Genomic DNA, 12,796 nt, shown 5'->3' on the forward strand with positions numbered 1-12,796 from the left:
ACGACCGCGACACACCACTCGACCGGGAGCTACGGCATGTGACTGATCCATATCGAACTGTTCGCCACCCTCGACCTCGTTGGACAGGCACCCGCGGCCCCGACGAAGACCCGGAAGGATTCGACTTCGGCGGATGGCAGGCACCCCTTCTCGACGAGGTCACCGGCGAGCAGATCGGGGCCGCCTACGAAGGCACCGACGCCCTGTTGCTCAGCCGCTGGACCTACGACATCTTCGCTGCCTACTGGCCGAACCAGGGCGGCGGCGTGGACAACGCGATCGCTACCCTCTTCAACCGCGCCCCCACGTACGTGCGCACCAGCTCGTCGGGCACCTGGGCGGCGGTGGCGGACAACACCCGGACAGGTTGCGCCGCAACTGAACCGGCCCACCACCGCGGGCCGCGCCGTCGGCGGCGACCTCGAACATGCGCATCGCCCACCGCTGCGGCAATGCGCGCACCACCCGCCACCCCCGCCGCGTAACCGAGATCGACTGCTCGGACCGTCGGATTCATCGCCCACCTCCGGCCGCCGCCGAATCTCGCACGCTGTCCCGCACAGATCCCCACGTGAGTAGACAACACGCTCCTCGACGTGTCCGACCTGCGAGACGCAGAGCCAAGCCTTCGATCCACCCCCTTCAGTGTGCGCTCCGGGGTTCTCTCCTCCACCGGCCATGACCGCCCGCGCCCCGCCTGATCCACGCGCCGGCGGACCACGGAGCACGACTCCCGGGGGCGAGAAGCACGTAAGCTGGGCCGGTGATCCCCGGCCGGGCCTTCGTCGTGTTCCCTCTGCGAGCTAGGACTTCGGGCTGAACGCCGCCAACGGCTCGGACTCGGACCAGTCGTGGCCCCAATAGCTGTCGGCGGTGATCTCCTCGGCCGTGTAATAGGTTTCGTCGACGAGCATCCCCTCGGTGCCGAACTCGAGATCCCACCCGCCCGGCGCGCGAACGTAGAACGACACCATCTTGTCGTTCGTGTGCCGGCCCAGCGTCGAGGAGATGGAGAAGCCGAGCTTGCGCACACGGTCGAGCGCCTGCCCGACGGCGTCGAGGGTGTCGACCTCCGTCATCAGGTGCACGAGGCCGGGCTCCTCGGTCGGCGGCGCCGGGCACAGGGCCAGGCTGTGGTGGCGCTGGTTCACTCCGAGGAAGCGCACGCGCCGCGCCGGTCCGGGTGCCTGGAGGCGGATCGCGCCACGCGGCAGGAAACCGAGCACCTCGGTGTAGAACGCGTATGCCGCATCGAAATCGGTGGCGGGCAGTACGACATGGCCGAGCCCCTGTTCGCCGGTGACCCACCGGCCACCGTGCGGAGTCACCACCGGGCTGTGATCGAGCACCGGACCGAAGAACACCTCGACGCGGGTGCCGATCGGGTCGTCGAACGCGATGACCTGCTCGGCATCGCGGTAGTCGCACTCCTCCTGCGAGAGGACGTCGACGGTGATACCCGCCTTCTCCACGGTCTCCCGGACACGCTGGAGTGCGAACTGATCCCGCACCTCCCAGCCGACCGCGAGCGCCCTGTCCGATTCGCCGGGCAGGACGATAAGGCGTGCGCGCCGCTCGTCCACCCGCAGGTAGAGGCCGTCCGGCTCCGGGCCGGAGCCCACGGCCATGCCGAGTCCGTCGACGACGAGTTCGCGCCAGCGCGCGACGTCGGTGGTCTGGATCCGGAGGTATCCGAGTGCTCGAATGTCCGTCATTTCTCTTCCATCCTGAAAAGGTCGGCGGGGCAGGCTAGATCATCGAGCGGTGGACGCCCTGCGGCTCGCCGCCGAGCTGGGTCAGCGAAGACGCGTGGAAGATCGAGCCGGGGACGTGGATCGCGTGCGACAGGCCGACGTGCGCGTCGCGCCAGAAGCGCTGCATCGGGAACTTCAGGTGCATCGCGCCGCCGCCGGAGCGGGCGAAGATCTCGTCGACGGCGCGCACGGCCCGCCACGCGGCGGCGGTCTGGGTGCGGCGGCCGATCGCGCGCTCCTCGAACGTGACCTCCTGGCCCTTGTCCGTCTTGTCCCAGAAGCGGTCGACGGTCTCGAGGATCGCGGCGCGCGACGCGGCGATCTCGGCGGCCGCCTCACCGAGGGCGTAGAGGACGTACGGGTCCTCCTTGATCGGGATGCCGGTGACCGCGACGCGCTCCTTCTGGGCCGCGATGTAGCACGCGAGCGCGCCCTCGGCCATGCCGATGAGCGACGAGGTGATGCCCAGCGGGAAGATGCACGAGAACGGGAACTTGTAGAGGGTTTCGTCCCGGCCCGCGTGACGCCACCCGTTGCCGCCGAGGACGATGTCGGCGTCGAGGGTGCGGTAGGCAGGGATGAAGGCGTCCTCGACGATCAGGTCCTTCGAGCCGGTGCCGCGCAGGCCCACGACGTTCCAGCTGTCCTGGTCGATGTCGTAGTCCGAGCGCGGCAGCAGCACATGCAGGACCTGCGGCGGATTCAGCCGGTTGCCGTCCTTGTCGCCCACCGCGGCGCCGATCATGATCCAGCCGCAGTGGTCGGTGCCGGAGGAGAACGACCAGCGGCCGTTGAGGACGTAGCCGCCGTCGACCGGAACCGCGACGCCCATCGGGGCGTACGGGGAGGCCATCCACATGTCGGGATCCTCGCCCCAGATCTCGTCCTGCGCCTTGGGATCGAAGAACGTGAGCTCCCACGGATGCACGCCGACGATGCCGGCGACCCATCCGGTGGCGCCGTCCATCGCGCCGATCGCCATCGCGGTCTCGGCGAACTCCCGCGGGTGGACCTCGAGGCCGCCGTGCTCCTTCGGCTGCAGCATGCGGATGACACCGGCGTCGCGCAGCCGCTTGGCGTTGTTGTCCGTCAGGCGCATGAGCTTGTCGCCCTCGGCGCCCTCGGCGCGGATCTCGTCCGCGTACTGGATGATGTTGTCCAAAACCTGGCCCATGACTGTCAGCTCTCTCTCAAGACCCGGAGGTCTACTTCTGGGCGGCGAGACCGACGGCGATCTCGATCAGCTGGTCTTCCTGGCCACCGACGAGGTTGCGCCGGCCGGCCTCGATGAGGATCTCTGCACCGGAGACCCCGTACCGCTCGGCGTGGGCGGCGGCGTGCTTGAGGAAGCTCGAGTACACACCGGCGTAGCCCATCGTCAGCGACAGCCGGTCGAGGAGGCACTCGCCGTCCATGACCGGCCGGACGACGTCCTCGGCGGCATCGATGATCTTCAGGGTGTCGATACCCGTTCGGATACCGAGCTTCTCGGCCACGGCGACGAACGCCTCGACCGGGGTGTTGCCCGCACCGGCGCCGAACCGGCGGGTGGACCCGTCGATCTGCAGGGCCCCGGCCCGCACGGCGAGCACCGAATTGGCCACGCCGAGGCCCATGTTCTCGTGGCCGTGGAATCCGACCTGGGCGTCGTCGCCCAGCTCGGCGACCAGAGCCGCGACCCGGTCCGAGACCCCCTCGAGGACGAGGGCGCCGGCCGAGTCGACGACGTACACGCACTGGCAGCCGGCGTCGGCCATGATGCGGGCCTGCTTCGCGAGCACCTCGGGCGGCTGACTGTGCGACATCATCAGGAATCCGACGGTCTCGAGGCCGAGTTCCCGGGCGAGACCGAAGTGCTGGGCGGAGATGTCGGCCTCGGTGCAGTGCGTGGCGATCCGGCAGATCGCGGCACCGTTGTCGGCGGCCTTACGGATGTCCGAGCGCACCCCGAGCCCCGGGAGCATCAGGAACGCGATCTTCGCCTGCCTCGCCGTCTCGACGGCGGCCTTGATGAGCTCCTGCTCCGGGGTGCGGCTGAAGCCGTAGTTGAACGACGAGCCGCCGAGGCCGTCGCCGTGGGTGACCTCGATGACGGGCACGCCGGCATCGTCGAGCGCACCGACGATGGAGCGCACGTCCTCGACGGTGAACTGGTGACGCTTGGCGTGGGAGCCGTCACGCAACGACGAGTCCGTGATCCGGATGTCGAGATCTGCGCTGTAGGGCATCGACTGTGTTCCTTCGAAAGTACGGTCTGCGGTGGGGGTCTACACGCGGGCGGCGAGCAGCTTGGCCGCGAAGCTCTCGCCCACCTTGGTGGCGGCCGCGGTCATGATGTCGAGATTGCCCGAGTACGGCGGCAGGAAGTCGCCGGCGCCCTCGACCTCGAGGAAGATCGCGACCCGGGCGCGCCCGCCGCTCATCGGAGTGGGATCGTCGAACTGCGGCTCGGCACGCAGCCGGTAACCGGGAACGTAGCTCTGCACGGTCGCGGCCACGTCGTGGATCGACGCGGCGATCGCGTCCCGGTCGGCATCCTCGGGGATCGAGCAGAACACGGTGTCGCGCATGAGCATCGGCGGTTCGGCGGGGTTGAGGATGATGATGGCCTTGCCCGTTCGGGCACCGCCGATCGTCTCGATGCCGCGGCTGGTGGTGATGGTGAACTCGTCGATGTTGGCGCGGGTTCCAGGACCGGCCGACGGCGAGGCGACGCTCGCGACGATCTCGGCGTACTCCACCTCGGTGACGCGGGAGACCGCGTGCACCATCGGGATCGTGGCCTGGCCGCCGCAGGTGATGAGGTTGACGTTCGGTGCGTCCTCGTGCTCCCCCATGTTCACGGCGGGCACGACGGCGGGTCCGAGGGCGGCCGGGGTGAGGTCGACGACCTGGATGCCGAGCTCGGCGTAGCGGGGCGCATTCACCCGGTGCACGTAGGCCGAGGTGGCCTCGAAGATCACGTCGGGGCGCTCGTCCTGGGCGAGCAGCCAGTCCACGCCCTCGTGGCTCGCGACCAGACCCTCGGCGGCCGCCCGGGTGAGCCCCTCGCTGGCGGGGTCGACGCCGATCATCCAGCGCGGCTCGATGACGTCCGAGCGCAGCAGTTTGTACATCAGGTCGGTGCCGATGTTGCCGGGCCCGACGATCGCGGCGGTAGCCTTGGTCACTGGTCTGTTCCTCACTTGAATTCGACTGAGACAGAGCCGATATCACTGAACTCGGCCCGGAAGGTGTCGCCCGGCCGGGCGTCGATCGCGCGGGTGCACGAGCCGGGCAGGATCACGTGCCCGGCCTCGAGCCGCACCCCGAAGCCGGCGACCTTGCGGGCCAGCCACGCCACGGCACGGGTCGGGTCGCCGAGCACGGCTGCCGCCTCGCCACGCGCGATCTCCTCGTCGCCCTGGTACAGCACCGCGGCGATACCGCCGATGTCGACCCGGTCCGGCGCGATGCGGCCGGCACCGAGGATCACGCCCGCCGAGGAGGCGTTGTCGGCGATCGTGTCGGCCAGGCCGATGCGCCAGTCCACGATGCGCGAGTCGATGAGTTCGATGCTCGGGACGATGTACTCGGTCGCCCGCAGCACGTCCGCCTCGGTGCAGTTCTCGCCGGGCAGGGTCTCGCCCAGGACGTAGCCGATCTCGACCTCGATGCGCGGGTAGCAGAACTGCGCAGTGTCGATGGGCTCGTCCTCGGAGTACACCATCGTCGAGAGCAGGTGTCCGTAGTCGGGCTCGTCCACGCCCATCATCTTCTGCATGACCTCGGACGACAGGCCGACCTTGTGGCCGTAGACGGTGGCGCCCGCCTCGAGCCGGCGGCGGATGTTGATCAGCTGGATCTCGTACGAATCCACCACGTCGATGTCGGGAAAGGTCTCCGTCAGCGGGGCGATCGCGACGCGGTCGCGCTCGGCGGCCCAGAGGAGATCGGCGGCGGCGAGTCGCCGGGAACCGTCGAGCATCGTGCACTCCTGGAACTGGTCGTTGATCCGCGCGTCGTCGCGCCGATCGGCTGTCTCGAAGGTGGCATATGCGCAGGTGGGACGGCGGACGCCCTCCCGCTCAGCGGGATCGTGGACTAGCTGCGGTCGTCGTCGCGCAGCAGGAACGCGAGCACGGCCGACAGCCACGCGTCGCGGGCTTCGATCATCGTCCAGTGCCCGCACTTAGGGAACGTGTGCAGCTCGCAGTTCGGGATGTCGCGCATGGGCAGCATCGCCATGTCCACGGGGCTGACCCGGTCGTCGCGGCCCCACGTCAGCAGGGTCGGCGCGGTGATCTTGTGCAGCTGTGCCCAGTACGGGGTGACGTTCGACGCGGCCGCTGCGGCGGCACCGGCGGCGAACGCCTTCGAGCTGTACATCCGGCGGGCGATCTCGAGGGTCTTCGGTTCGGTGGCGAGCGCCCAGCGTTCCTCGATGAGCTGGTCGGTGACCACGGCGGGGTCGTAGACCATGGACTGCAGCCAGCGGACGAGGCCCTCGCGGGTGGGATTGTCGGTGAACTCCATGAGCAGCTTGATGCCCTCGCCTGGTCCGGGCGCGAAGACGTTCTTGCCCATCCCGCCGATCGTGACGAGCTTGCGCACGCGGTGCGGCTCGTCGATGGCGACCTTGGCGGCGACGATCCCGCCCATCGAGTTGCCGACCATGTCCACGGCACCGAGACCGAGCCCGTCGAGGAAGGTGCCGACGGCCCCCTGCGCCATCGCCATCGGGTGACCGTCACCGGGATCGCTGACGCCGAAACCGGGAAACTCGAGCACCAGGCAGCGGAAGTGCTGCGCGAAGTCGGCGAGCACGCCGCGGTAGTTGCGCCACCCCGTCACCCCGGGTCCGGAGCCGTGCAGCAGGAGCAGCGGCGGCCCGTCGCCGGCGTCGTGGTAGCGCAGCACACCCTGATCGGTGGGAAGTTCCTTCAGGGTCCCCTCGTAGCTCACTTCGGTCATCGTCGTCCCTGTTCGTCGCCGTGGTGCCGGGCACACCGCCCATTCGAACCGCAGGCTGCCAGCCCTGGTCGACGACGGCCATACACCATCCCGTTCAGCGAGATCACCGCTCCGGTGACCGGGCCGCCGCCGGCCGCGTCCGCTCAGCGGGACGCCGGTTCGGACCTCCCCGACCCTGCCCTAGCGTCGAGCCCATCGACCACGGCGTGCTCACGCCGATCCGTCCCACGACCCGGAGGTGGACTCATGCCCCTCGAGACGACGACCCTCGCACCGACGACAGCCGACGCGCCCAGCCCGGAGGACATGCGCCGGGTGATGGGGCAGTTCGCCACCGGAGTCACGGTGGTGACGGGACTGGACGACGAGGGCCCGGTGGGGTTCGCGTGCCAGTCGTTCGCCTCGGTGTCGCTCGAGCCGCCGCTGATCCTGTTCTGCGCCGACCACCGCGGCCGTGCCTGGCCCCGGATCCGGGCGACGGGGCGGTTCTGCGTCAACGTGCTCCGCGAGGACCAGTCCGACCTGTGCGCCCGGTTCGGCTCGAGCCGGGGACGCAAGTACGAGGATCTCGCGTGGGAGGTGTCCCGCTGGGGGACGCCGGCGCTGCCGGACGTGCTGATGCGCGTGCACGCGCAGGTGCACGACGTCCACGTCGCCGGCGACCACGACGTGATCATCGGCCGGGTGCTCGAGCTAGACACCGTGTGCGAGGAGCGGCCGATGGTGTTCTTCCGGGGCCGGTTCGGGATCGGCCACCCGACCCCGGTGGTCTGACCGGGCCCGTCGCCGGGCACAGACACCACCGTCGCCGATACCGTCTCCGTCCCGGCATCGGCACGACGACAATCGGAGGATGGATCCCCGGGCGCACGTACGACGTTTCGACCACATCGGCATCACCGTCTCGGACCTCGACTCGGTGACGGCGTTCTTCGTCGGACTGGGTCTCGAGGTCGAGGGCACCGGCTCCGTGGAGGGCGAGTTCGTCGAGACCGTCTGCGGCATCCCCGGCGCGCACTGTGAGATCGTCATGCTGCGGCCGCCCGACGGAGGGACCCGGCTGGAACTCGCGACCTTCGTCACGCCCGACCACGCGCCCGGATCGCCCACGGCGATGGCCAACGAGCTCGGGCTGCGCAACGTGTCCTTCGAGGTCGGCGACCTCGAGGCGGCCGTCGACGCGGTGGCTGCGAAGGGGTACGGGCTCGTCGGCGGCATCGGCGAGTACGAGAACAGCGTGCGGATGGCCTACGTGCGTGGACCCGAAGGAATCATCGTGTCGCTGTTCGAGCAGATCGGCTGATGCGCGTGCGCCGTTGCCCATGTGTCGATGCGTCCCCGTGGACACGACGGAGTTCCGAGAACGTCCTTCTGCAGCAACCCCTTGCGGGGATCGACGACGGTCACCATCGGCCGACGAAGTAGGCGCCGGCTGTCGCCGCATTCGGCCGCGTGGGTGAGGACAATTGCTTGCGCCCAGAGCCTTCCCGTGCCATCCTCGACAACCATGACTACAGGAAAGGCGGCCACCGCCACCATCCGGTGAGCGCCGTGCCGATCTCGTCAGCGGTTCCGCACCGCACCCTGTCCACCGGACTCACCGACCCTCACCTCCTTGCCGCCGCCGTGTCCGCCCGGCGTGACCATTGGCTCGCGCAAGGACTGTGTACGAGACCTTCCGACCGGCCCGCCGCGGAATCCGCCGTCGCAGAGCTCTACCGGCGAGCGGGATTCGAGGAACCGGAGTTCGTCTGGGCACCCTCTCCCCCAGCGGCCCTGCAGTCGATTGCCGACGAAGGCCTCTCGGTCCCCCCGCTGCGCTTCGGAGAACCGGCACACCCTTCGGCGGGGATCGCCGCACTCTGGTCCGCGTCCCGTGACCGGATGGACGCGCGCACACCTCGGCGGCAGGATCCGCTTCTTCGTGCGGCCGTATGGGATTCGTTGCGGACCTCTCTGTTCGTCGGTGTCGCGACGGCGATATGCACACTGTGTCCGCGCTCGACTCCCGGTGTCACCTGGTACGGGCAACAGGAGGCACATCGGGTCGCGTACTACGACACGCTCCGACGCTACGGTCTCGCGGACTTCGAGTCGCGCGACGACGACCTTCTCGATCTTCAGGCCACCCTGGTCTGCGCCACGGGATGGTGGTGGGCCTTCGACGGTGTCTGTGTCATGGCCGAACGGCCCACCGCACTGCACACCGAACGCACACCCGAGGGCGTCCACAACGAACGCCGATTACACCACCCCGACCGTCCGGCACTCGAATTCTCGGACGGCAGTCATGTTTTCGTGCAACACGGCACGATCGTTCCCTATTGGGTCGTCCTGGATCCCACCGTCGAACGCATCAACGACGAGCGCAATGTCGAGGTTCGCCGATGCGCTGTCGAACGCATCGGCTGGGACAGGTACATCGACACGGCCGCGCTGGCACTCGTGGACCGTGCAGACGATCCGGGAAACCCGGGATGCACGCTCGGACTGTATGCATCCCCGACCGGTTGGGGTCGGCCCGGACGGATCCTGCTCGTCGTCAACGGTTCCGTCGAACGCGACGGGCAACGGCGCCGCTACGGCCTGCACGTCCCCGATTGGGTTCCCTCCGCACTGGACGCCGCGGGCTGGACCTACGGCATCAGCGGTACCGACTATGCCCAGCTCGTTCGCCGAACCTGAACTGCACCGAGGTGATCCCATGCATTCCGAACTCACACTGTCCGACCTCACGGCCCTCAGCGGTCTGGACGTCCTCGACCACCTGGACCGGGAGGTCACCGTCCCGGTGACCGGCGGCATCCAAGCCCAAGGCGATCTGATCGTCCTCCCCTACCCGGTGGTCGGTGCCGCCGTCGAACGCACACCGTGGGCGCGCTCCATCCGGGTGCCACCGTCGGGAGTGGAGTTGTTGCGGAGCGCCGCCGGCGGCAACCCCCACTCCCTCGTCGCCGACGAGGGCACTTGCAGGTGGACGAACTCCGTCCGGGACACCATGGGTCTCGCTCTGGGCATCGTCGAGACGACCGGGACCGCGTATCTCCTTCATCCCGAACACGGGGCGACGGGCATCGCTCCGGGTTGTTACGTGATCCGTCGGCAACGCGAGCACGGCGCAGGACGGCACGGGTCGGCGCGACTGGTCGCCGATTGACCTGAACACGTCGTCGAATCGACGTCGCCGACCAGACGCGTCGCCGCTCCGCGCAGCCCTGAGGTGTGGCGGGCTCGCGGCGGTAGTCTCGGTGATCGTGATGGTGACCGGGAGCGTGGTCGCCGAGGCCGGCTGGAGCGAGTGCGTGCGCGCCGACACGCAGTGTCTGCCGGGCTTCGGCCCACTGGTGGCCGCATGGGCGGCGGCAGGAGTGTTCGTGCTGGTATGGCTGGCCGCGGCATCGGCGGCCACCGTCGACGTCGTCGGCTCCCGGCCCGGCCTGCCCCGGGCGGCACTGTGGGTGCTGGTGGTGTGGACGGTGCCGGTGGTCGGTGTGCTCGCCTGGTATCGCCGCCGGCGCACCGGCGACGCCGTCCGCACGTGCGGTGGCCCACCACCGATTTGACGTCGACTTCCCGAACTCCGGTCCTCGGCGAAGCATCCGATACGGAAGTCGATATCGCCGGGGGTCGTTACCCTCGCCTGGAACGGGAGGTGAGCGGTGGACCAGTCGGTTCCGTGGGTGCAGGTGCTGGTGCAGATGGTGCACGGCCCCGATGTGCCGGTGCGCGGGATCATCTCCAGCGCCGACGGAGGCCTGAGGTCCCGCGATGAGGTCGGTTGGACCGCGTTCTCCGGTGCGCTGCCGCCGACGTTCACCGGCGGCGGGATCGAGGCCACCGAGTTGCGGGTGTGGCGCGACGGGATGCGGGTGCGCATCGAACACCTCGACGGTCGCCCGCTGCTGTTGTGCGACGCGGTCACCTGCTGGCGGTTCCGTATGGGCCGGGAACTGCCGCGGGTCGCGCCCGCGGCGACGCTGCGGTTCGTCGGCAACGGCACCGGTCTGCTCGCACGCCGTCCCGCCGAGGACTGGGTCGGTGACGACTACACCCGCCCGACCGGTCCGCTCACCGCGACCACGTACCTGTCGCGGCCGGCGTGGCAGTTCGAACTTGCCCCACCGCCGCAAAGCAGGTCTCCGCGTACGGCGCATCCGATGCGCATGGTCGTCGATCAACAGACCGGACTGGTGCTCGAGCAGCGCATCGACGCTGTCGGGTCGGCCGAGCGCTGGTCACAGTTCTTCATCGGGGAGGTGTTCGACGAGGCGTTGTTCACCTGGGACGGGCCGGCCGAGTCCGTCGCCGCGGAAGCCCGCCGGCAGCGAGCTGCGGACCGGGCGCTGCGGGCCGAGCGGCGTCGGTGGTTCGACACCCACGTCACCGCCGAGCCCCTGCATGCGGCGGTAACCGCGGATCTGGACCTGCAATACCTCCACACCTTCGATTCCGGCACCGGTGCGTTCGAAGCGCGCCTCGGCCGCCGAGGGATCACCGCCTCGCTCGCCCGCCGCCCCCGATCGACCGAAGTGTGGGAGCTGCAGTGGGCGGGCCCGGTCCACCGCTGGTCGACATCCCGCTTCGACTGAGCTCTGGCCGTCCACGATGTCGAACTGACCGCCGAAGGACTCGCCGAGCTGCAGGCCCGCCTACACCCGGGTGAGCAGACGGTGCCCACCGGCGAGCCCTGACTCCGAACCCGGCAGGGCATCTGAGTGGTGCCCTCACAGCCTGCCGACTACTGAAGGTCACAACCTGGGGATTTCGACCAGATCATGACAATCCCCGCATAATGCCGAAAAGTCCCGGATCGTCTCTTGATTCAGAAGTGCCAGCCCAACATCGCGGGGCGGGCGACGTCGAACGCGCAGTCCAGGTCGGCGATATCACCGGCGCTGCGCGCCTCCACCCGGCCGGCTGCAGCAAACGTGCGGGCCTTGTGCGCGCCGAGATACAACGCGGACAGCGCGTCCAGGTCCAGCGTGATCACCGGCGCCGCGTCGGTGCGGACGCACCGGGCCCGGCCGTTACGGACCGTCAACGCGAAAGTGCCCCCGGCACTGCGGAACGGATCCCGGACCGCCAGCACGGTCTCCAGATCGGCGGCATAATCGCGGGCGGTCAACGCGGCCGGCACGTCCATGATCCGCAGCCACAACTCGTCCACCCGGGAGGTCGTACGCGGCAGACGGTAGTCGGTCAACAGCAGACGCAGCGGGTCGTCGGGATGCTGGACGACCTCGATGCGGTGGGTCAGGTCCAGTCCGCACAGCGTGCGCCACAGCGCGGCGTGTGCGTCGTCGGTGATCGCGACCAACTCCTCGACCACCGCGACCGGCTCGTCGTCGGACCCCTTACGGCGGAAGGTGGCGTACCCGTCGGGATGAACCAGGAAGAACAGCGCCGAGGCGCCGTCCCGGCGCTCCTCGGGATCGGCAAAGGTGTAATCCCACTCAGCTTTCGGACGCGCCTGCGCACCCGGCGTGCGCAGCCGCCACCGGTCGTAGAGTTCCGGCAACCGGCCGGCCGCCGTCGCAGCGTCGGCGAGGGCCACCCCGCCCGGATCGGGAGCGTCCTCGCGGAATCGAGCGAAGCGCCGATCGACGGTGACCTCGGTGGCGACGGTGGCCGGCCCGTATCCGAAACGTCCGTAGATACCGGCGTCACTGGCGGTCAGGGCAGCGAGCGGCGCCCCGGTCGCCTCCATCCGCCGGTGCAGTTCGGTGAACATCGCCCGCAGCACGCCGCGACGACGGTGCGTCGGGGCCACCGAAACCCAGCTGACACCGCAGGCCGGGACCTGGTGCCCGCCGGGCACGGTGATCTCCATGTCCAGATACAGTGCCTGGCCGATCGGCACCTCCCGCTCGGTTGCCATCACAATGTTCTCCGTGCGGAACATCGGACGAAGCAGCGTCCGCTCGGCATCGATGGGGTGATAGCCGAAGCCCACCGAGTCGAGCAGCTCCAGGGCCGGCCAGTCGTCGTCGGTGGCGGTACGGATGGTGAGGGCGTCGTGCACGGTCATGTCCGAGAGACTGACACAACCGGCTCCCCGAACGCGAGTGATTTGTCCGGTTCGGGCTCGG

Annotated in this window: 13 protein-coding genes and 1 pseudogene; 7 read left to right on the top strand and 7 right to left on the bottom strand. The window is 69.2% G+C overall.

The genetic code is table 11. The features are described from left to right. Window positions 1–42 precede the first annotated feature (42 nt). Window positions 43–314: pseudogene (locus tag AIIKEEIJ_RS19655) on the top strand (dihydrofolate reductase family protein); the annotation flags it as partial. A 489-nt stretch (window positions 315–803) separates the two neighbouring features. On the opposite strand, the gene bphC reads toward AIIKEEIJ_RS19655, so the two are convergent. The 6 genes from bphC to AIIKEEIJ_RS19685 form a co-directional block, all read right to left on the bottom strand. Then, entirely contained in the window at window positions 804–1,715 is a 912-nt protein-coding gene (gene bphC, locus AIIKEEIJ_RS19660; RefSeq protein WP_010593428.1) for a biphenyl-2,3-diol 1,2-dioxygenase, read from the bottom strand. 34 nt (window positions 1,716–1,749) lie between these two features. After that, the gene (locus AIIKEEIJ_RS19665) at window positions 1,750–2,928 is read right to left on the bottom strand and encodes an acyl-CoA dehydrogenase family protein (protein WP_006935114.1); all 1,179 of its coding nucleotides are present in this window, start codon (window positions 2,926–2,928) and stop codon (window positions 1,750–1,752) included. Between the two features lie 31 nt (window positions 2,929–2,959). Next, window positions 2,960–3,982 (bottom strand): 4-hydroxy-2-oxovalerate aldolase, encoded by a 1,023-nt coding sequence (dmpG, locus tag AIIKEEIJ_RS19670; protein WP_029545934.1) that lies wholly within the window; start codon window positions 3,980–3,982, stop codon window positions 2,960–2,962. Between the two features lie 39 nt (window positions 3,983–4,021). Next, window positions 4,022–4,924 carry an acetaldehyde dehydrogenase (acetylating) gene (locus AIIKEEIJ_RS19675; protein WP_161996394.1) on the bottom strand — a complete coding sequence of 301 codons (903 nt, stop codon included), beginning with the start codon at window positions 4,922–4,924 and terminating at the stop codon, window positions 4,022–4,024. 11 nt (window positions 4,925–4,935) lie between these two features. Continuing rightward, entirely contained in the window at window positions 4,936–5,721 is a 786-nt protein-coding gene (locus tag AIIKEEIJ_RS19680; RefSeq protein ID WP_161996395.1) for a fumarylacetoacetate hydrolase family protein, read from the bottom strand. A gap of 116 nt (window positions 5,722–5,837) precedes the next feature. Further along, window positions 5,838–6,707 (bottom strand): alpha/beta fold hydrolase, encoded by an 870-nt coding sequence (locus tag AIIKEEIJ_RS19685; protein ID WP_161996396.1) that lies wholly within the window; start codon window positions 6,705–6,707, stop codon window positions 5,838–5,840. A 246-nt stretch (window positions 6,708–6,953) separates the two neighbouring features. On the opposite strand from AIIKEEIJ_RS19685, the gene AIIKEEIJ_RS19690 reads away from it, so the two are divergent. The 6 genes from AIIKEEIJ_RS19690 (at window position 6,954) to AIIKEEIJ_RS19715 (ending at window position 11,296) form a co-directional block, all read left to right on the top strand. Beyond that, window positions 6,954–7,481 carry a flavin reductase gene (locus AIIKEEIJ_RS19690; protein ID WP_161996397.1) on the top strand — a complete coding sequence of 176 codons (528 nt, stop codon included), beginning with the start codon at window positions 6,954–6,956 and terminating at the stop codon, window positions 7,479–7,481. 79 nt (window positions 7,482–7,560) lie between these two features. After that, on the top strand, window positions 7,561–8,010 hold the full coding sequence (locus AIIKEEIJ_RS19695; RefSeq protein WP_161996398.1) for a VOC family protein: 450 nt from the start codon (window positions 7,561–7,563) through the stop codon (window positions 8,008–8,010). Between the two features lie 239 nt (window positions 8,011–8,249). Continuing rightward, complete coding sequence (locus AIIKEEIJ_RS19700) at window positions 8,250–9,392, top strand: DUF6745 domain-containing protein (protein ID WP_161996399.1); 1,143 nt, start codon at window positions 8,250–8,252, stop codon at window positions 9,390–9,392. 19 nt (window positions 9,393–9,411) lie between these two features. Continuing rightward, entirely contained in the window at window positions 9,412–9,864 is a 453-nt protein-coding gene (locus AIIKEEIJ_RS19705; RefSeq protein WP_161996400.1) for a hypothetical protein, read from the top strand. 97 nt (window positions 9,865–9,961) lie between these two features. Then, window positions 9,962–10,270 (top strand): hypothetical protein, encoded by a 309-nt coding sequence (locus AIIKEEIJ_RS19710; RefSeq protein ID WP_161996387.1) that lies wholly within the window; start codon window positions 9,962–9,964, stop codon window positions 10,268–10,270. 96 nt (window positions 10,271–10,366) lie between these two features. Continuing rightward, window positions 10,367–11,296 (top strand): hypothetical protein, encoded by a 930-nt coding sequence (locus AIIKEEIJ_RS19715; RefSeq protein ID WP_161996401.1) that lies wholly within the window; start codon window positions 10,367–10,369, stop codon window positions 11,294–11,296. Between the two features lie 233 nt (window positions 11,297–11,529). Here AIIKEEIJ_RS19715 and AIIKEEIJ_RS19720 read toward each other — a convergent pair whose 3' ends face one another. After that, complete coding sequence (locus AIIKEEIJ_RS19720; RefSeq protein WP_161996402.1) at window positions 11,530–12,735, bottom strand: enhanced intracellular survival protein Eis; 1,206 nt, start codon at window positions 12,733–12,735, stop codon at window positions 11,530–11,532. Window positions 12,736–12,796 lie beyond the last annotated feature (61 nt).

The organism is Rhodococcus sp. YH1 (assembly GCF_009939605.1).
Classification (GTDB): domain Bacteria; phylum Actinomycetota; class Actinomycetes; order Mycobacteriales; family Mycobacteriaceae; genus Rhodococcus; species Rhodococcus aetherivorans.